Raw genomic sequence first — 20992 nt, 5'->3', positions numbered from 1 at the left:
TTTTACTTCAAATTAAGAATCGAACTGAAGTTAAACTAAAAAAAACGTATTTTTGGCGCATGAGTTTCACAAAAACAACCGAACAAGATTCGAACTACAACCATCTGGAAAAGATGTCGGTTTCAGAATTACTACAAAACATCAATAACGAAGATAAAAGTGTACCCTTAGCGGTTGAAAAAGCTTTACCACAAATTGAAGCTTTAATTTCACAAACCGTAGAGAAACTAAAACTTGGCGGACGCCTTTTTTACATGGGAGCAGGTACCAGTGGTCGTCTTGGTATCGTCGATGCCTCGGAATGCCCTCCTACTTTTGGTGTGCCATACGATTTAGTTATAGGCCTCATTGCCGGTGGTGATACAGCCATTAGAAAAGCGGTAGAATTTGCTGAAGACTCTACCACCCAAGGTTGGGAAGATTTACAAGCCTATCAAATCTCACAAAATGATGTGGTGATTGGTATTGCGGCTTCTGGAACGACGCCTTATGTGATTTCTGCTTTAGAAACCTGTAATAATAACAACATCGTTACAGGGTGTATAACCTGCAATCAAAATAGTCCGTTATCACAAACCGCACAATTCCCAATAGAAGTTGTTGTTGGTCCCGAATTTGTTACGGGAAGCTCTAGAATGAAAGCAGGAACGGCTCAGAAGTTAGTTCTAAACATGATTACGACAACGACTATGATTCAGCTCGGACATGTAAAAGGCAACAAAATGGTAGACATGCAGTTGAGTAACAACAAGCTTGTTGACCGTGGCATTCGCATGATCATGGATGAAATTAAAGTCTCAGAAAAAACAGCTTCAGAGTTACTTGAGCAATATAAAAATGTAAGAGAAGCTATAAAAAACTATTCAAATGGAAGAAACTAAAACCAAAAGAACGGATAAAACGGTATTATTTAAAGGCGTTAAAATATTAGTATTTGCTGCATTAAGTCTTTTTATGGGCCCTATCCTATTAAGTTTTGCTTACAGTAAGCCAGAATCTCCTTATTACTTACCGCTTTTAGTTGTAGGTTGCGCAGTATGTGCTATGGCTGTTTTTATGGTTTTTAAAGGTCTTAAAACCATTATGGATAGTATGTTTAAGAAATAAACGCTGTAACTATTTATTAATCAAACTCTCTTTTGGCGTACTTGGGTTAAATCCGAAGTCAGAATCGTTGATTTTTATATGCAATCGATCAAATATATAATTGATAATAGCATAATGATGAATGGTATGGCTATTAGCCTGAGATAACAAAGCTCCATAGGTGTACGGAATTTCAATTTTTCCGGTTCCCAAATCATCCACAACCCTTATCAATTGAGTTTCATTAAATTGAAAAGCTTTAAGATGATCTATTATTTTTTTTAGATAATTTAAAGCTTCATGGCAATCTTCTTCAACCCTTTTATTTCTGCTTCTAGCGGTAAGGTCAACCATATTATTTGGTGCCCCTTTTAAAATACAGTCGTAAAAATCTAAAATATGCCTAAGATGAGTTCCAATACTAGAATAATATGGTGAAACTGTAGCATCACACAATTGCGTATTGCACAATTGTTTTAAAATAACTTCAGATTTATTTAATGTTTGTAAAGAAGCTTGAAGAATGATGTTCATGAGTCTAAATATAGATAATTTTTAATTTAACCAGCTTGTTTTACTTCAACAAAAGCACCTTTAAAAGGTAATCATGAAATTTTAGCGTTATCACGATAGTATCATGATATTAATTCTCAACGGTGTGGTTATTAGTTAACGACTATTCAAAATTAAGTTGATCACTCCTTTGCTTGCTCCAACTCATTTAAAACTAAGCGAATCTCACCATAAGTATATTTATCATCCAATTGATGTTTTAAATCCGAAATGGTCTCGTAGGTTTTCTGTGGAATAAGCGTTTTTAGATCATTATAATGCGCAACAGACATTAAGTCTAAGACTTCTACTTCCCCGGAAGGGATAAAGCTCGCCAGGTGTCCGAAAATGGTATTTTCATTTAACTCACGCATATCTGAAATCTCCTTAATGGTTTTTCCCTTTTTAAATAACTCTAAAGATTCTAATTTGGTTTCACCAACTTTCCTCTTCGGCTTATCACTAAATATTTCGATGTCTTTCTCTATTTCGATGTCATTTTCTTCACAGTAATCAATGATTTCCTTTAAGATGGCATCACCATATTTTTGCACACGGGTTTTTCCCATACCATTAACCTTAAGCAAAGCACTTTTAGTTGTTGGAAGGTTTTCACACATATCGTAAAGCGCTTTTTGAGTAAATACTTGAAAATGGACCAAGCCTTTTGCTTCCGCAATTTCATTTCTAAGTACCCGTAAACGTTCAAAAAGCTCCACATGACTTGTACCGTCGACCACCGATTTTCTAGTACGTTTGGGTTTATTTTTCTCTTGAAATATCGCTTTGGTACGTAATTCTAAAAAGGACTTGGTTTGAAATCCTTGATTTAGCTCATTAAAATACAACACTTTAAAATCCAGAAGTTCCTCTAAAGCATCTAAGTTTTTGGTGATATCTGAACCTACAACTTGGTTATCTGTCGTAAAAGCAAAAGATTTCAAGGGTGTTGTAAAATGTGCAGCAGTCTCGGTTTTAAAATAGGTAATCGCCTTTTTAAACCGCTCTTGAATTAAGGGACTGGTCTCTGGCAAACCTTCATCTTCAGAAATTTGTTTGAGTTGCACCATAAAACCATTGGCTACCTTTAAGAAATCGGCCAACTTATCTTTAAGAGGTAACATGATTGCTTCTATATTACCTTCTACAACCGATTTGTTTTTGTAATAAATATCCAAAATGCGACTTACAGGGTATAAAAAGCCATAAAAATCGAAAATCTCATGAATGAGATCCAGTTGAAACCGTTTTTTTGAAGCTTCTAAAACAGCATCATCTGGCGTATTCTGTTCGGCCTTTTCATTGAAAGCAATCACATTGATGTCGCTTATAATTTGATTGGACTGAATTTTACTTTTTAATACTAAGCCCTCTAAGGATTTACAACGACTTAGTGCTACGTATGTTTGTCCGTGTGCAAAAGCACCTTCGGCATCAATAATGGCTTTATCGAAGGTTAATCCCTGACTTTTATGAATGGTTATCGACCAGGCCAAACGCAACGGCATTTGGGTGTAGGAACCTATTTTTTCTTCAGAAATTGCCTTGGTTTCTTTATCTACCGTGTAATTAATATTCTCCCAAACTTCAGGTTTCACTTCAATATTGAAGTCATCGTCTGGACAATGCACTACAACCTCATCTTTATCGAGATATAGAATTTTACCAATTTTACCATTAAAATAACGTTTGGAAGGATCGCTATCGTTCTTGACAAACATAACCTGTGCGCCAACCTTTAAATCTAAAGATTCATTATTTGGATAAGCATACTCTGGGAACTTCCCTTCTACCTCAGCTTTATAGGTAAATATTTTAGAATCTAATTTATCAAGTTCCGCTTGATTTGTGGCTTCAGCCTTTCGATTGTGAGTTGTTAATGAGATGTATCCTGCATCTGGTTTTGGCTCAAAATCGGCGATATAGCGTTTATTTAATTCTTCCGCGGAAGCGATACTTAACTTATTGTTTCTAATTTCATTTAAGATATCAATAAACTTAGGGTTCTCTTGGCGGTAAATATGTTTTAATTCTACCGAAATAGCCTCACATTGCATATAGGCGTGGCTACTAAAAAAGAAGCCGTTTCGGTAATGGGGTTTTAAAAGTTCCCATTCTTGTTCCTTTATTACAGGCGATAATTGCTGTAAATCCCCTATCATGAGCACTTGCACACCACCAAAAACTTTGTTTCTATCTCTATAACGGCGTAAGGTTTTATCAATACCATCTAGTAAATCGGCGCGTACCATACTAATTTCATCTATAACCAGAAGGTCCATAGACTTTATAATATTGATTTTTGTTTTGCTAAATTTTCTATTAAACCCTTGAGATGCATTTAAATCGGCGTCTGGTAAAATAGGTCCAAAAGGCATTTGAAAAAAGGAATGTATGGTAACTCCTTTCGCATTGATAGCAGCTACTCCTGTAGGAGCCACAACAACCATACGTTTTAAACTATCTCTTTTTAAACGGTGTAAAAAGGTCGTTTTTCCCGTACCTGCCTTTCCTGTTAAAAATATAGATCGGTTTGTATTATTTACAAACGCCCATGCCAATTCGAGTTCCTTGTTTACAGCCATTAAAAGTTGAAAAAATAATTTAATTTTTGAAGGTAATAAATTCTTACGTTTTTAATCTGCCCTTTAAGTCATAAAAATTGCTTAAATTCATTAAACTATTGATAATAAAGTTCTTTCGCCCCAAAGACGAAAAAATAATTATTATTGAAACCACACTTTATAAATACCATTGTTTTCTATGCCATCTTTACAATTGGGGTGTTATCTGTTCAATGGGGTTTTTCGCAAAATATAAAAACTCAAAAAACGCTTGATAAGCAGTTTGCCTTTAAAGCGCTTACTATAGAACACGGCTTATCACAAAACTGTGTTATTAGCATCGCTCAGGACAGTATTGGGTATTTGTGGCTCGCAACTCAAGATGGGCTAAACAAATACGACGGTAGGGAATTCAAGTATTACGATAAGCAGTTTGAAGACAAAACACGATCGCGATTTAGTAAATTAGGCAAGATCTATATAGATAACCAAAACAAACTTTGGCTAATTACATATAGCGGAAAATTAGAATACTACCATCCAAAAACCGACACCTTTATTTCCGTTAAAACACCATACGGTATTAGTACTATTTTTCAAGACAGCAAAAATGACTTGTATCTAGGTACTTATAATCAAGGGGTGATAAAAATAAACTCCACAACCAAAGACACCACTCAACTTCCTTTTAATGAGCTTAAAAACCAGACGGTTTATGAATTTTTAGAGACCAATAATAGCCTATACATGGCCACCTCTCATGGTGTTTTTAATTATTCTGAAGCTTCTGGTCTAAAAAGAATAGATATTGACCATACAAACCAGTGCAACTACAGTACTTTGGTAGCTACTAAAGACGGTACGTTATGGTTGGGCTCCTATGGTGATGGTATATTTTACAAACCTCCCCATATTCAAGAATTTAAGAAATATTATCACGATAACATCCCTAATAATATAAATGTCGAAGATTTACTAGTAGACAGTAAAAACCGCTTATGGATTGCTACTTATGGTGATGGTATTTTTCTAGTAAACCATGAAACCCAAGAAGCAAAAAACTTTAAAGCCAATAAAAGCAATCCTTTTGCCATTCATTATAACGACATGCTTTGTTTATTCGAGGATAAAACAGGGGTTATCTGGTATGGATCGGATGGTACTGGTGCTAATTATTATGACGAACATCTCGTAAAATTTAATATTTTAACGAATAACCAAGTACCTCATGATATTAACGTAGATATGGTGAGGTGCATAAATACCGATGCTTTAAACAACGTTTGGATTGGCACATCGGGAAAAGGACTGACTTGTTTCAATTTAAAAGCACAAACCTATAAAACCTTTACGGAAGACAATTCAACCCTTTCAAGCAATAGAGTTATAAGTTTGAATGATTTTGATCATGAACTTTGGATTGGACATCAAGTCAACGGCCTAAACATTCTAAATGATTCAGGAATTTTTATCAACTATCCAGAACTATCCAAACATACCATTTGGCGAATTTTAGCGGAAACTAAAGATAGACGTTGGTTATGCACCGAAAGTGGCATTGTACTTTTTGATAAAAACTTAGGGATTCTTAAAACCTATAATCAAAGTAATTCTAGTCTTCCTATTAACAACGTTAGAGCCATAGTTAAAGAAAACGATAGCATCATTTGGGCTGGAACCGATAACGCAGGTGTTTATAGAATAAATACCAAAACCGATGAAATAAAAGAGGTTAAACAACTCCACTATAAAATTAAAACCTTATTTATAAAAAACGGAATCCTTTGGATTGGTTCGAACGGCTCTGGTTTGATTAAATACAACATTAAGGAAAACACTTTAATTAGATATAAGAAAGAAGACGGCCTCCCCAATAATGTGGTTTATGGCATTTTAGAAGGGACTTCAGACGATTTATGGCTAAGTACCAATAATGGACTTAGCAGATTTAGCACTTCCAAGTCTAATGGGGCCTTCGAAAACTTTAGCGCTGACGATGGCCTACAAGGTTCTGAATTTAACACGGGGGCCTATTTTAAAAGTGAGGATGGTACCTTGTTTTTTGGCGGTTTGGAAGGCATAAATTGGTTTAAACCTAATGAACTTACTTACAACAAAGTAAAACCTAAAACCATTATTTCCTCTTTTGAAGTGTTTTCTAAAAATCGAGAAATGACCAATAACCTAGAATTAAAGCATAATGAAAATACCATAAGCTTTACTTTTTCTAGTCTTCATTTTTCTTCACCAGAACGTAGTACCTTTAAATACAAATTAGAAAATCATGATGAGAATTGGGTTATTTCAAAAAATTTCAATCTTGCACACTATACCAATTTACCCCCAAACACTTATACTTTCAAAGTTATTTCTAGTAACTATGATGGCGTATGGAATGAAAACCCGGCTAAGTTCACCTTTAAAATAAACAAGCCTTGGTATTTGAGTCTATATGCCATTTTATTTTATAACATCATTTTTATTCTTCTAAGCTATTTAGTGTACTATTTGGCCAAAGTACGGTGGCATATGAAAATGCAATTGCAGTTTGAAAATACAGAAACCAATCGTTTAAAGAAATTGGATGAATATAAAACGAAGCTATACACCAATATCTCTCATGAAATTAGAACACCATTAACGCTTATTCTAGGACCAATAACAAATCAATTAAATAAAGCTGAATTAGCTCCTAAGGATAAAAAGGAACTTAATTTAGTGAAGCAAAACGCTAATCGCCTTTTAAATTTAGTAGACCAAATGCTGAACCTGTCTATGATAGACTCCGGTCAGATAAAACTCAAGCTGGCTCAAGGAAACTTGGGGTTATTACTTAAACAGATTGCAAATGCTTTTCAGTACCATGCGAATAAAAATGATTTAAAAATAGTGTCTAAGATTCATAATTTAAATGATGTGTGGTATGATAGTGACATGATAGAAAAAATTTGTTCTAATTTGCTCTCTAATGCTATAAAATATGCCACTAAAAAGACTGATATCATTTTTGAGGCCAATAGGCAAGACTCATTTCTCGTACTGTCGGTAATAAACAGTAGCGAACAAATCGAAGAGAAAGATTTGAGCCTTCTATTTCAGCGCTTTTATCAAGACAACGAAATGTCGGATGGTGTAGGTGTCGGTTTAGCTTTAGTTCGTGATTTGGTAAACCTTTCTAAAGGAACCATTGTAGCCAATAGCTTGGGAAATAACAGAATTCAGTTCACCGTTTCTCTGCCGATAAATAAGGAAGCTTTTAATGAAAGTGACTTCGTTTGCTCAGAAACAACTCCAAAAAATTCAGTTATACCAATTTTAAAGCATAAGGAAACTTCAGAAGACACACCTCTTATTTTGGTTGTGGAAGATGACATCGATATTCTAGAGTTTACCACATCAATATTTAAAAACGAATATCAAATCTCCAAAGCTTCTAATGGCCAAGAAGCCTTTCAAAAGGCGATAAAAACAAATCCAGATATCATAATTAGTGATATCATGATGCCTATTAAAAATGGTATCGACTTGTGTGAATCCATAAAAAATAACCCAGCCACCAGTCATATTCCCGTTGTTTTATTAACTGCTAAAGTTGGTGAACAGCATGAAATTGAAGGTTTAAAAACAGGAGCAGATGCATATATTACAAAACCATTTAATTCAGATAAGCTTAAAATCATTATTAGGAATTTACTTGAAAACAGAAAACAAGTCCATAAGCACTTTAGTGAAACACTAAGTATTAGTCCGAATTTAGCTGTTTCGACAACAGAATCTGAATTCTTAAAACGTTTGCAAGAGGTCATAGACTCAAACGTTACCAACCCTGAATTTAATAGTGAAATGTTTGCCTCAAAAATGGCTTTAAGTCGTACACAATTACACCGCAAGTTAAAAGCGATAACCAATACGAGTACTAGCGAGTTTATTCGTCTTCAACGCTTAAAAATAGCAAAAGAATTGCTTAAACAATCGGATGTCACCGTTGCTGAAGTTGGCTACCAAGCAGGTTTCAATACCCCCTCCTATTTTATTAAATGTTTTAAAGAGGTTTATGCTTGTACCCCTCACGAGTATATTGACAATCCGTTTTAAACTCAGAAAACACTTCTTTGGAACATACCTTCTATACTTTGAAACATATTAAGTATCCTATCACGCTTTATCCTTATAATTTTATCCTAGGCAATATATAAGCGTGGTCATGAACAATAATACTGATAATACTGATAAAGAGACTACGGTATTTATGAGTATCGACCATCTTAAAAAAGGAAAATATGAACTTAAAATCCTATTAGACAATAAAGTAATAAAAACAGTACAATTTATAAAAACCTAAACCATGCAACATTATGAAAATTCTAAAAACAATTTGCTTTGCGTGCTTAATAATATTTGCACCAAGCTGTAGCAACGACGATAATGGTGATTCTTCGGAAAAAACAACCAGGGAGTTATTAACCACAGGAAAATGGTATCAAGAATCTAAAAGCCCAGGTAGTTTTACCGATTGCGAGAAAAACGGCTACGTGGAATTTATGGATAATGGGGATGCTATTGTTGATATTTATGATGATTTTTCTGGGACCTGTGAATCGCTTGGAGCCATTATTGCTGAATATACCTTATCAAACAATATAAAAATCACCATTACTTTTGGAGCTGATGTTACTGAAATAAATATCGAGGAAATCTCTGATGATGAACTGGTCCTTAAAAATGTTAATGACGGTGAAATAATTAGGTTTGACAGAACTCCAGGTTAGGAAACAACAAACTTCTTGAAAACATAAAACATGCTATTATCTTGTATGCCCTTAATCACCTATCTGTCCTCTTAAATTTCTGGTCTCTCTTGGTCAAATACAGAAAATAAAACCTACCTATGTTATGGAATTCTACAAAAAAAATCCAGCGTATGGCTGGATTTTTATTTATTATCATGGTTAGATTTTAATTATTTACAACCAACCTAAAACCTTCTCCGTGGATGTTTAGTATTTCTACTTTTTCATCAAGCTTTAAGTATTTACGTAACTTGGCAATATAAACGTCCATACTACGCGAAGTAAAATAATTATCGTCACGCCAAATTTTTGTAAGTGCTAATTCACGAGGCATTAAATCATTTTCGTGAAGGGCTAATAAGCGTAATAACTCATTTTCTTTAGGTGATAATTTAACAGGCTCTCCTCCTTTAAACTTTAAGAATCGTAATTTTGAATTTAAATCGAATTCACCAATTTTAAACTCAAATTGCTTGCTATCGGAAATAGTTTCTGTAGCCTTACGTTGAATAATGGCCTTAATTTTCATTAAAAGCACTTCACTATCAAACGGCTTATTTAAGTAATCGTCTGCCCCAACTTTATAACCTTTTAAAACATCTTCTTTCATTGTTTTAGCGGTTAAGAAAATAATTGGAACATCTGTGTTTTTCTCTCTTATCTCTTTAGCTAATGTGAAGCCATCTTTATAAGGCATCATAACATCTAGAATACACAAGTCAAAATCATCTTTTTTGAATTTTTCAAAACCTTCCATACCATTTTTGGCATGTGTGACTTCATATTCATTCATCATTAAATAATCCTTAAGAACCGTTCCAAAATTAGGATCGTCTTCTACTAATAATATTCTCTTTTTTTGCTCTTCCATGATATTATGATATTAGCGGTAGCTTTATTGTAAATGTGCTTCCTTTGTCTTTTTCACTTTCTACTGATACATGACCTTGATGGTCTTCTACTATTCTTTTAACATAGGCCAAACCTAAACCGTGACCTTTAACGTTATGAATATTTCCGGTGTGTTCTCTATAAAATTTTTCAAACACTTTTTTAGCGGCCGTTTTACTCATTCCGCTCCCGTGATCTTTTACTTTTAATAAAACATTAGTGCCTACATTTTCCGTATACACTTCTATTCTTGGGGCTTCAGGGGAATACTTAATAGCATTATCCAGCATATTAACTATCACATTTGTAAAATGCGTTTCATTGGCTAAAACCGATGTCTTTTCCGCATTTAAAAACGTTTTTATATAGCCTTGTCTATCCTCCACAATTAACTCAACATGAGTAATAGCATCTTCGATTAATTCGTGTAGGTTTACTCTATCCTTATTAATGTTAAGTTCGTTCTTTTCTAATTTAGATATCCTTAAAACATTTTCTACCTGAGCATGCATTCTTTTATTCTCCTCCTTGATCATCGATAAATAACGAACAACTTTTTCTTGATCGGCAATCACTTTCGGGTTTCTAATCGCATCCAATGCCAAGTTAATAGTAGCAATTGGTGTTTTAAACTCATGCGTCATGTTATTAATAAAATCGGTTTTAATTTCTGAAATTTTACGTTGTTTCACCAGTTGATACAATGCCAAACCAGAAGCCAAAATAATAATTAGTGTAAACATTATGGAGAGTGCAATCATCCCTATAACGCCAGATAAGATAAACTTTCTTTTATCTGGAAAATTAACTAATAACCTATAAAGACTACGGTTATTTTCATCATAAAAAATAGGCACTCCGAAAGTAGAATCTTTATGATAATCGAAATTATCACTATGTACTTTGGTTGCTAAATCATTACCGTAAATGGCAAATTCAAAATCAATACCAATACCATATTTAGCCAATTTTTCGGCTAATAAAGTTTTGATTTCCTCTTCAGAAACCCTTTTATGAACCGGTTTTCTTTTTAAAACCTCTTTGAAGTTTTTCTCAAAACTCAGTTTTTGGGCTTCATCGATGGTACCACTTCTAATAATTTTAGAAATCGGACTTTTAAGATCTTTATCTGCCGACTCCAAATTACTATAAATTTCGGTAGTTGAATTCCCTATGATGTTTGTTATATCTAGGCTATCTAAACCAATATCAAAGAGCGATGAGGACAATTTATAATCCTCTTGTAAAACGTTACTTTTATAAATAAGTGTTTCTTTCGTGCTGTTGTTTTTCCTGTAAATTAACAGTTGAGAGACAGCATCCTCGTCAGCTTTTTTTTCTTTATCTAAACTTAAATACTCTGTAAAATATTTTTCGAATTCATTCTCTTCAATCGTATTAGAAACGTTGTTTAAAACGGTAACGACATTAGACTTGAACCGATTTCTTTCATTATTTACAGAATCATTAATATAATAAGCCTGAATAGCAATAATACCGATTAGCGACAAGCTCATCAGTATAATTAATAAGATAAATATCCTTTTACTCATCGATCAAAATTAACATTTTAACATTAAAAATCTTATCATTTAACCTTACATTAACAAAAATGTTAAAATTTAAGATTTCTTAAAATTTCCTCATGTATTTTTAAGACTTGAGTATAAGTTTCCTCTAAAACAGTGTTAAAAACTACAAAATCTGAAAGCTTTGTTTTTTCTTCATCAGACCATTGATTTTTCATGATATTTTCAATCTTTTCAACCGTTGTATCATCTCTCTCTAACAAGCGTTCGATTTTAATATTTTTAGGTGCTGTGACACTTATTACGAGATCGCAAGCCTTATGGCCTCCGTTTTCAAATAAAATGGCCACTTCTTTTATAACATAAGGTGATTTTTGTTCTAAAACCCACTTCTTGAAATGCTCGGCAACCCTAGGGTGCACAATCGCATTCATTTTTTGGAGATAGGTTTTATCATTAAAAATAATATTAGCTATATAAGGCCTATTTAAACCATCATTAAGATACGCATTTTCTCCAAATAATTGCGTTAGTTCTTGTTTCAATACACTTGATTCATTCATGAGCTTCTTAGCTTCATCATCAGCAATGTAAATTGGCACACCGAGTTCTTGAAACATTTTTGCAACTGTGGTTTTCCCACTGCCTATACCGCCTGTAAGTCCGACTATTTTCATTTTGTAATAATAAATTCGATACGTTGCTGACTAATTTTTGAATGTTTCGCTAGTTCTGGGGCCTTAACCAATTCGGGCATTAAGAAATTTTGATCATCATGCATTTTCTCAAAATCACATACCACTTCAAAGTCTTTCTTTGTAATTCGTTCAAAATCATTTAAGCTTACAAAATAGGAAACACTAACCGCCTTTGGAAAGTAATTCACAACACTATTTTTAGGTGTATTGATGACTTTTACCGGAATTTTCAAGGTGCCTTCTGTAAATTTCTCAACGTTAGCTTTTAGGTTCACTTGAGAAACAGAATATTGCACTTCTGATGTGTTTTCTGGGAATTTAAGCTTCAATGGTTGGTTTAAATGAGTTCGAACCTCATTAATTTGCTTCGCTTCTGTTTCTAGGTATTTGATTTTAGAAACCAAAACGTCCGGCCCCACAACAACTACGGAGTCGGGCTCAACTCGAATCTCATCAGAAGTATTAAAACCAAGCGCATAATTCACTTCAGCTTTAATTTTAACAGGAACTTTTTTGACCAAATTTACGCCATAACGAAAGGCTATTTTATCTGGTGAAATATTTAATATTTGAACTTCCTTATCAAACTGTGTATTATTTAAATAGGCTTTGGTTTTATTATATACAAAGGCTTGGTCATTTTTCTGAACGTCTTTACTAAAATCTACTGTCACTTTAGGCTGTGTAAAATAATACTTCAACCATCTAAAACCATGTGTTTTTAAAGTGATGTTCATAGTTACAGAATCATCTAAAATCACATACTCTTGCGGGATTTTTACTTTTTCAACCTTAAAAGGAATGGTGTCTGTATAGGATTTAGATAATTTAGAAATAATTAAGATGACGAAAGCAAACAATAGAAATAAAAGAAACACATTGATTCTTTTATTTTTTATTGAACTTAATAATTTAGACTTTAAGGTATTAAGCATACGATTAAAAAAATAGTTTTGGGAATTGAATTTCAGGTTTTTTACCTAATACAGAAACCGCCCATGTTGATCTTAAAAAACCATATCCATATCCGAAAAACTGAATCATAATGGCTGGAATAACTAATATAGCGACACCTAGGCTTTTAGAGCTCACTAAAGCTAATATAAAAGCTACTACAAAATACAATAAATAGGCTATTAAGAAGATTTTTATTTTGAAAAAACTAAGCCCTATGGCGCATAGCAAACCTGCACTAAACAGTGCAGGAAACCAATAGGTTATCTTTTTAGACTCTGGGTGCCATAAATTTAAAATAGGACGTACCAATCCGAATTTATGAACTTGTGTATAAAATTTCTCCCATGAGATTCGGCGTTTATGATACACGAAAGCCTCAGGAATCAATTTGGTTTTAAATCCTAGTTTCCATAATCTAATAGACAAATCAGGGTCTTCTCCAGGATGAATTTTACCAAAGCCATGGGAGGCTTCAAAAGCTTGCTTGGACAATCCCATATTAAAACTTCTTGGCTGAAACTTATCTACACTCCCCTTTTTACCCCGTATACCTCCTGTGGTGATAAAAGAGGTCATTGAAAAATTAATCGCCTTTTGAAGATTTGAAAACGATTCATGAGCCGTATCTGGGCCACCAAAACAATCAACAAAATCGTGAGTTAAACTATTATCAACGGCTTTTAAATAGCTTGTTGGTAAAATACAGTCGGAATCTAAAATGATAAAATAATTGCCTTTTGCTTTACGCATACCAAAATTCCTAGAATCTCCAGGTCCAGAATTGGGTTTGTAATAATAAGCGATATTTAGATGTGACTGAAAGGCCTTCACAATAGCTTCCGATGATATATCAGAACCGTCTTCAACAATAACAATTTCATATAAAAAATCACCTTCTAGAGATTTGAAACTCTCTAAAAGTTCTTGAATTTCATCAGGCCGGTTGTAAACAGGAATTATAAATGAAAACGCTATAGACATATTACAAAAATAAAGAAAGCAACATCAAAACAAATGATAATAACCGATTAACTTTAAACCAAAAAAGCCACCTAAAAACAGGTGGCTCTTTCATATATTATTGTGTTTTTACTTTGTTTCGTTTTCAACAAAGGCTTCCATAACTGCGGTACTTACACCCATGTTACTAAACCCACCATCGTTATAAAGATTTTGTAAAGTCACACGTTTTGTTAAGTCACTAAACAGAGAAACCGTATAATTAGCACAATCTAAAGCGGTTGCATTACCTAGTGGAGACATTTTATCGGCATAAGCAATAAAACCATCAAATCCCTTTACACCACTACCAGCAGTTGTAGGTGTTGGAGATTGTGAAATAGTATTTACTCTTACTTTTTTATCTTTTCCGAAGAAATAACCAAAACTACGCGCAATACTTTCGAGATATGCTTTATTATCAGCCATATCATTATAATCAGGAAATACACGTTGTGCTGCCATATAACTTAAAGCTACAATACTTCCCCATTCGTTCATAGCATCCGCTTTGTATAAGGTTTGCATTACTTTATGAAAAGACATCGCAGAAACATCAGTTCCTTTTTGTGTAAAATCATAATTCTGATTGGTATAATGATTTCCTTTTCTAACGTTAATAGACATCCCGATAGAGTGTAGTACGAAGTCAATTTTTCCTCCTAAAATCTCCATAGATTGCTCTACAAGCTTTTGTAAATCTTCAAGAGAAGTGGCATCTGCAGGAATAATTTGAGATCCTGTTTTTTCAGCTAACTCATTAATTTGTCCCATTCGCATAGCAACAGGCGCATTAGTTAATACAAACTCACCGCCTTCTTCATGAACGCGTTCGGCAGTTTTCCAAGCAATTGAATTTGAGTCTAATGCTCCAAAAATGATCCCTTTCTTTCCTTTTAATAAGTTGTACATATATCTAGTTTCTTGTTTTTTAATAAATTAATTCGGCGACAAAGATAGTAATTAATTGAGTAATTCTTTAGCATGAGCAATAGCCGATGATGACATTTCTTTACCACCAAGCATTTGGGCTATTTCTACAATACGTTCATCAGGATTTAACCTGATTAAGTTTGTTTGCGTTTTATTATCCACATCTTCTTTAAACACTTTAAAATGCGCGTGACCTTTAGCAGCAATTTGTGGTAAATGTGTTATTGAAAACACCTGCATGGTTTTACTCATTTCCAGCATAATATCACCCATTTTATTTGAAATTTCACCAGAAACTCCTGTGTCAATTTCATCAAACATCATGGTTGGTAACTGAATATATTTTGCGAGTATAGATTTTATAGACAGCATAATTCGGGACAATTCACCTCCCGATGCTGCTTTTTTCAATTCATTAAAACTACCGCCTTTATTTGCAGAGAATAAAAATGTTAACCGGTCTTTTCCATTGATAAAAAATTCCTTGTCCAGGTGGGCTTCAATTTTAAATTGAGCATTGGGCATACCTAAACTGCTTAGTAGTGCCTCCAATTGAACTTTTAAATCTGGGATGACTTTAACACGGTTATGGTGAATTTTCTTGGCTATTTTGTTTAATACTTCTTGTTGAGAAGCTATTTCTTCTTCTTTCTGTTTTAGGGTCTCATCGAGGTTTTCGGTCACAGATACTTTGTCTTCTAGTCGATCTCTAATCTCTATAAGTTCTAGAACCGTTGTTGCCACGTGTTTTTGCATCAAACTATGTCGCAACTTCAATTTAGCATCAACAACCTCTAAACGATTTGGATCGGCTTCTAAATCTTCTTGAAAACCGTTTACTTCCCCAAATAAATCATCCAATTCAATCAAACTGCTATTGGCTCTTTCAAATAGCGTCTTGTATTTTGAAGAATACCCTACTAACTTTTGTAATACATTCTTTAAAGTTGTTAAAGAAGCAATCACACCAATTTGTTCATCATCTAGTAACTGATAAGCTTCAGAAAGTTTTTCCTTTACGCCTTCTATATTATTTAAAGTTTCATACTCTTCTTCAAGACTCTCAAGCTCACCGTCAACAAGGTTTGCTTCATTCAATTCATTCAACAAAAAAGTATTATAATCGTGTTCTTTAATAGCCTCTGCTTTAAATACTAACAATTCATCACGTTCTTTTTGTAATCTTTTATAAACTTTAAGTTCTACTTTGTAGTTATGTAGTAAGTCTTCATTTCCTCCCAAGGCATCGATAACCTGAAACTGAAAATCGTTACTAGTAAGTTGCATGGTTTGATGTTGCGAATGGATATCGATAAGACGCTCACCAAGTACTTGAAGGCTAGATAAATTTACAGGTGTATCATTCACAAAGGCTCTGGACTTCCCTGAAGGCAAAATTTCTCTACGGATGATGGTATTAGCATCATAATCAAGATCTTCAGCTTCAAACAGCGCTTTTAAGTGGTATTTAGACACATCAAAAACAGCTTCAATGATACATTTTTCTGAAGCATCTTTCAAACTACTTAAATCGGCGCGTTTACCAAGAATTAGGGACAATCCTCCTAAAAGAATAGATTTACCAGCTCCAGTTTCACCAGTAATGATAGAAAAACCCGAATTAAAATCGACCTGCATAGCATCGATAAGGGCATAATTTTTTATAGAAAGTGAGGTTAGCAAAGCTTTGAAAAGTATTAGAAATAAAAATTAAATATAGTAAAAGTGGCTTAAAAAATATATTAAGTTTTAGTACTTAATATTTTGCCATTTACTACTGTACATAGGCGCTACTTTTTGAAGTAATTCCTTCACTTTAGCCACATTAACATTTGGCCCTTCGGTAAAGATATCTTCTATTTCGTCGGATTTAGCATCGAAAAACACACGTAGCAAAAAAGAATTTGGACGGCGTTTGTTCATAGCATCAAATTCCATCAAACTTGCTGCTATGGCTTCCTTTCCTGCCTTTACATCTTGATGCATAACATCCAAGCCTTTTCTGTGATAATCATAAAGCACACTTCTGTACTCTTTAAAAGTTGGTGACAAAATATTGTCTATAAGCGCGAAACGACTTTGTAAACCGTCTTCAACTTTCCACCCTTTGTAATTACCTTGATGTGAATAATTTGTAATTACCTGAGCTTGTTTATAGTATGCTTCTCCCCCATGATGAGAAAACGTATCGGCATCCAAAGCTAAAATCATATACACATGAAAAGATAACACTGAAATTAAATTCGATTCGTATTGGGTTTCGTTATAGATTAGATTTTGAAACTCTAAATAATTAAAATTAAAGTCTTTATCATTAAAGTTATATACGGGTGTACTATAGGAAGAACCATAAATGGGGCGCGAAGATTGCACTTGAATCGTACCTTGAAAAGATTCGCCACTATAGTTCGTTACATTAATAACCATACTGCAATTTATACGTTCTTGAGACTTAAACGTTTTATTCGACCATTTTCTATTATTAACAAATTCGGTAAGTTCCTTTTCTAAAGTATTAAAAATGGGGAAGTTTTCATTTCCTGTTAACTGCGCATTAACGACAACTTTACAGTTTAGTTCTTGCGAAACACCTTTAAATCCGATAAAAATTAGTAATAAAACGACTATGCTACGCATTAAATATGAGATATAATTTTGTTTAATAAGTCAATGGCGACTTCAGATTTAGTTTTTAATTCAAATGCTGTGATGTTATCTTGATCGTCAATAAAAGTAACTTTATTAGTGTCACCTTTAAAACCAGCTCCTTTATCATTTAACGAATTTAAAACAATTAAATTTAAATTCTTTCTTTTTAGTTTTCCTTTGGCATTTTCCAGTTCATCATTTGTTTCTAGCGCAAAACCAACGAGATACTGTTGTTTTTTAATGACTCCTAAAGAAGCTAAAATATCTTTTGTTTTTTCCAGCTCTAATGTTAACGTCGAGGACTTCTTTTTTATTTTTTGATGAGCTACTTCTTTAGGGCGATAATCGGCTACAGCAGCAGAAAGAATGGCAATATCACATGAATTAAAATACGTATGCACAGCATTAAACATATCTTCAGCACTCACGACTGGAATCTGTTGAATTAAACTGTGAGATACTTTTTGAGCCGTAGGACCGCTAATTAAAATCACTTCGGCACCAAGATTAGCAGCTGCTCTGGCTATTTCAAAGCCCATTTTACCACTAGAATGGTTCCCTATAAAACGAACAGGGTCGATAGCCTCATAAGTTGGCCCAGCTGTAATTAATACTTTTTTACCTTTTAAAGGTAATTTTCCTAAAACATCGGCTTCAATAAAACTAAAAATTTCTTCAGGCTCTGCCATACGGCCTTCACCTACCAATCCACTAGCTAGTTCTCCACTCGTGGCTGGAATCATAATGTTTCCAAAGGTATTAAGCTTTTCAAAGGATTGTTTTGTTGTGGCATGTTTATACATGTCTAAATCCATGGCAGGCGCAAAATACACGGGACACTTTGCAGAAAGGTAAGTCGCCATCAATAAATTATCGCATACCCCATTAGCCATTTTAGCTAAAGTATTGGCGGTAGCTGGAGCAACAATTAAAAGGTCTGCCCAGAGACCTAAATCGACGTGATTGTTCCACACCTCCGTATCTTCGTCTTCATTTGTAAAAGTCGAATATACCGGATTTTTAGAAAGTGTAGATAGTGTTAAGGGTGTTACAAATTCTTTTGAAGCTGGTGTCATCACAACTTTTACGTTGGCACCAGATTTCACGAACAACCTTACAAGTGAAGCTGTTTTATAAGCGGCAATACCACCCGTAATGCCTAACAGTATGTTTTTGCCGCTTAAAATACTCATATAAAGAAATTAATCCTGAGCGTCATCCTCAGTATTTCTGAAATAAATTTTATCAGTTAACCATTCTTGAACGGCTAAAGCATGAGGTTTTGGTAATTTTTCGTAAAATTTAGAAACCTCAATTTGCTCTTTGTTTTCAAAGATTTCTTCAAGACTATCGTTATAAGTAGCAAATTCTTCTAACTTATCGATAAGTTCTTTTTTAATCTCTGTATTAATTTGCTCAGCACGTCTTGCGATAATAGAAATTGACTCATAGATGTTCTCTGTAGGCTCATCTATTTGATTTCTGTCGTACGTAATCGTATTAACTGGAGCATTGGTTTTTTTTAAATCCATTGTATAAATGTTTAACTTTGTGAGCTGTAATTTTGTAATTCTTCTTCTATTTCAACTGCCATTTCTTCAACATCTTCCTGATATTTTGAATCGGCATAATCATTTTTAAAATCTAAATAATATTCTTTAGCGGACTCTAAACGTCCTTTCTTCTTACTTTCAACACTATTAATAGCCAATTTATAAGCCGAATCTAGCTTATAAAAGTAAGCATCTTCCAAATACGAAGACCCTGGGTTTTCGAAAATAAAATTATCAAATGACTTTATAGCCGCTTCGAAATCTGAAATCGTATTGTACTGCTTAGCTATTTCAAAGGCTTTCTTTTCTAGTTTATCAGACAACTCCTTAGTTAAGGCGTTAGCTTCAGGAACGTATTTAGATTCTCTAAAGGCATTGATAAAATCTTGAAGCTTTTCAATAGCATTCTTCGTTTCTGTTTGATCCTTACTATACACCGGTGATAGCATATAATAACTTTTAGCGGCTAAAAAAGAAGCTTCTTCTAATTTTTCACTTTTAGGGTAACTGGAAGCAAATCGCTCGAACTGATAACCTGCAACGTAATAATCTTTAATCTCATAAAAAGATTTCGAATACAAGTACATGAGTTTTTCAGCCTGAGGCTTACCTCTATAGTTGGGAACAATTTGAGCAAAAAGCGCATTGGCTTTAGTAAATTCGCCCTCATTGTATAACGATTCACCTAATTTAAATTTCGCGGAAACATCTTCCGCCTTTAAAGTCTTGTGATATTCGCTACAACTTGTTAAAACTGTGAATACTACTAGTAAATATAAAAGCTTGTTCATAAATTTTTAAACAGGATGCAAAATTAAGTGATTAATATGGATTTTAAAAATATAATTTCAAAGCTAAATTAAATGCTTAACCTCTATAAAAATAAGGTTTAAGTTATATTTAACACGACTAATAATTATCAACAAAGGCTTTGATCTTAGCTTTTAAAGCATCCGACGCAGGTACTAGAGGTAATCTCACTGTATCTCTACATAATTTTAAGGCTTCAAACACTCCTTTTATGCCTGCTGGATTATTTTCCTCAAAGATATATCCAATGACATCAATCAATTTAAAATGCAATTTAAACGCTGCACTTGCATCACCTTTTAATCCTAAACGAATCATTTCTGAAAAGTCTTTTGGGAAACCTTGTCCGATTACAGAAATTACTCCTGCTCCACCAGCTAAAACAACTCCAAGGGCTAAATCGTCGTCTCCAGAAATAATTAAGAAATCCTCCGGCTTATTTTTAATTAAATCATAGTACTGAGACATGTTATTACCAGCCTCTTTAACCCCGATTATATTTTCAAAGTTCTGAGCTAATTTAATGGTGGTTCCTGCCTCCATATTTTTTGCAGTTCGACCAGGAACATTATAAAGAATAATGTCTATTGGGCAAACTTCTGAGATAGCCTTAAAATGCTGATAAAAACCTTCTTGAGTTGGCTTACTATAATATGGAACAACCGATAAAATAGCATCAATACCTCTTAAATCAGTACTTTCAATTTCATCGATAACTGCAGCCGTATTATTTCCTCCAATACCTAAAACTAAAGGCACACGACCACTATTAGCTTTAGAAATCGTTTCAATAACCTCCTTTTTTTCTAACTTCGTTAAAGTTGCGCTTTCAGCCGTTGTGCCACAAATCACTAAGTAATCTGTACCATTTTCAATATTATAATTTACAATATTTGTTAACGCGCTATGGTCGATACTTAAATCGCTATTAAAAGGTGTTACCAACGCCACTCCAGTTCCTAGAAACTTACTATTCATGCT

The 20992-nt window shown here is 33.8% G+C and carries 19 protein-coding genes; 5 read left to right on the top strand and 14 right to left on the bottom strand.

The features are described 5' to 3' along the window. Positions 1-59 precede the first annotated feature (59 nt). Positions 60-881, top strand: a complete 822-nt coding sequence (gene murQ, locus A6I66_RS04740; RefSeq protein WP_067146134.1) for an N-acetylmuramic acid 6-phosphate etherase — start codon at positions 60-62, stop codon at positions 879-881. Next, positions 868-1107, top strand: coding sequence for a DUF6095 family protein (locus A6I66_RS04735; RefSeq protein WP_067146132.1), 240 nt, complete (start codon positions 868-870; stop codon positions 1105-1107). The genes murQ and A6I66_RS04735 overlap by 14 nt, the downstream gene beginning before the upstream one ends. A gap of 9 nt (positions 1108-1116) precedes the next feature. Here A6I66_RS04735 and A6I66_RS04730 read toward each other — a convergent pair whose 3' ends face one another. Both A6I66_RS04730 and A6I66_RS04725 read right to left on the bottom strand, forming a co-directional pair. Next, on the bottom strand, positions 1117-1620 hold the full coding sequence (locus A6I66_RS04730; protein ID WP_067146130.1) for a DinB family protein: 504 nt from the start codon (positions 1618-1620) through the stop codon (positions 1117-1119). A gap of 161 nt (positions 1621-1781) precedes the next feature. Next, entirely contained in the window at positions 1782-4223 is a 2442-nt protein-coding gene (locus A6I66_RS04725; RefSeq protein WP_067146128.1) for a helix-turn-helix domain-containing protein, read from the bottom strand. A gap of 144 nt (positions 4224-4367) precedes the next feature. Here A6I66_RS04725 and A6I66_RS04720 point away from each other — a divergent pair, with 144 nt between their 5' ends. From A6I66_RS04720 to A6I66_RS04715, 3 genes are all read left to right on the top strand, one after another. Beyond that, entirely contained in the window at positions 4368-8297 is a 3930-nt protein-coding gene (locus A6I66_RS04720; protein WP_245683423.1) for a two-component regulator propeller domain-containing protein, read from the top strand. Between the two features lie 109 nt (positions 8298-8406). Further along, on the top strand, positions 8407-8544 hold the full coding sequence (locus A6I66_RS16720) for a hypothetical protein (RefSeq protein WP_169815706.1): 138 nt from the start codon (positions 8407-8409) through the stop codon (positions 8542-8544). A 13-nt stretch (positions 8545-8557) separates the two neighbouring features. Next, a complete protein-coding gene (locus A6I66_RS04715; RefSeq protein WP_067146126.1) occupies positions 8558-8971 on the top strand; it encodes a lipocalin-like domain-containing protein in 414 nt (137 codons plus the stop codon). 187 nt (positions 8972-9158) lie between these two features. On the opposite strand, the gene A6I66_RS04710 is transcribed toward A6I66_RS04715, so the two are convergent. From A6I66_RS04710 to dapA, 12 genes are all read right to left on the bottom strand, one after another. Beyond that, positions 9159-9863: a response regulator transcription factor gene (locus A6I66_RS04710; protein ID WP_067146124.1), complete on the bottom strand. Its 705-nt coding sequence runs from the start codon at positions 9861-9863 to the stop codon at positions 9159-9161. Between the two features lie 4 nt (positions 9864-9867). Continuing rightward, positions 9868-11436 carry a sensor histidine kinase gene (locus A6I66_RS04705; protein ID WP_067146122.1) on the bottom strand — a complete coding sequence of 523 codons (1569 nt, stop codon included), beginning with the start codon at positions 11434-11436 and terminating at the stop codon, positions 9868-9870. A 62-nt stretch (positions 11437-11498) separates the two neighbouring features. Then, positions 11499-12089, bottom strand: coding sequence for a dephospho-CoA kinase (gene coaE, locus A6I66_RS04700; RefSeq protein WP_067146120.1), 591 nt, complete (start codon positions 12087-12089; stop codon positions 11499-11501). Further along, positions 12086-12988, bottom strand: a complete 903-nt coding sequence (locus A6I66_RS04695) for a YbbR-like domain-containing protein (RefSeq protein ID WP_245683422.1) — start codon at positions 12986-12988, stop codon at positions 12086-12088. Before A6I66_RS04695 ends, coaE begins: the two co-directional genes overlap by 4 nt. 61 nt (positions 12989-13049) lie before the next feature. Beyond that, the gene (locus tag A6I66_RS04690) at positions 13050-14048 is read right to left on the bottom strand and encodes a glycosyltransferase (protein ID WP_067146116.1); all 999 of its coding nucleotides are present in this window, start codon (positions 14046-14048) and stop codon (positions 13050-13052) included. A 108-nt stretch (positions 14049-14156) separates the two neighbouring features. Continuing rightward, positions 14157-14978, bottom strand: coding sequence for an enoyl-ACP reductase FabI (locus tag A6I66_RS04685; protein WP_067146114.1), 822 nt, complete (start codon positions 14976-14978; stop codon positions 14157-14159). Between the two features lie 51 nt (positions 14979-15029). Further along, positions 15030-16682, bottom strand: coding sequence for a DNA repair protein RecN (gene recN, locus A6I66_RS04680; RefSeq protein WP_067146112.1), 1653 nt, complete (start codon positions 16680-16682; stop codon positions 15030-15032). A 66-nt stretch (positions 16683-16748) separates the two neighbouring features. After that, positions 16749-17636 (bottom strand): type IX secretion system protein PorD, encoded by an 888-nt coding sequence (gene porD / locus A6I66_RS04675; RefSeq protein ID WP_067146110.1) that lies wholly within the window; start codon positions 17634-17636, stop codon positions 16749-16751. Then, positions 17636-18841 carry a bifunctional phosphopantothenoylcysteine decarboxylase/phosphopantothenate--cysteine ligase CoaBC gene (gene coaBC, locus A6I66_RS04670; protein ID WP_067146108.1) on the bottom strand — a complete coding sequence of 402 codons (1206 nt, stop codon included), beginning with the start codon at positions 18839-18841 and terminating at the stop codon, positions 17636-17638. Before coaBC ends, porD begins: the two co-directional genes overlap by 1 nt. A 9-nt stretch (positions 18842-18850) precedes the next feature. Beyond that, positions 18851-19180, bottom strand: coding sequence for a DNA-directed RNA polymerase subunit omega (locus tag A6I66_RS04665; RefSeq protein ID WP_067146106.1), 330 nt, complete (start codon positions 19178-19180; stop codon positions 18851-18853). An 11-nt stretch (positions 19181-19191) separates the two neighbouring features. Further along, complete coding sequence (locus A6I66_RS04660) at positions 19192-19992, bottom strand: outer membrane protein assembly factor BamD (RefSeq protein WP_067146104.1); 801 nt, start codon at positions 19990-19992, stop codon at positions 19192-19194. A 118-nt stretch (positions 19993-20110) separates the two neighbouring features. Next, complete coding sequence (dapA, locus tag A6I66_RS04655) at positions 20111-20989, bottom strand: 4-hydroxy-tetrahydrodipicolinate synthase (protein WP_067146102.1); 879 nt, start codon at positions 20987-20989, stop codon at positions 20111-20113. Positions 20990-20992: the final 3 nt, after the last annotated feature.

Origin of the sequence: Pseudotamlana agarivorans, assembly GCF_001642835.1 — a bacterium.
GTDB classification, from domain to species: Bacteria; Bacteroidota; Bacteroidia; order Flavobacteriales; family Flavobacteriaceae; genus Pseudotamlana; species Pseudotamlana agarivorans.
Note: the sequence above shows the minus strand (reverse complement) of the source record. Positions and strands in the feature narration are given on the sequence as shown.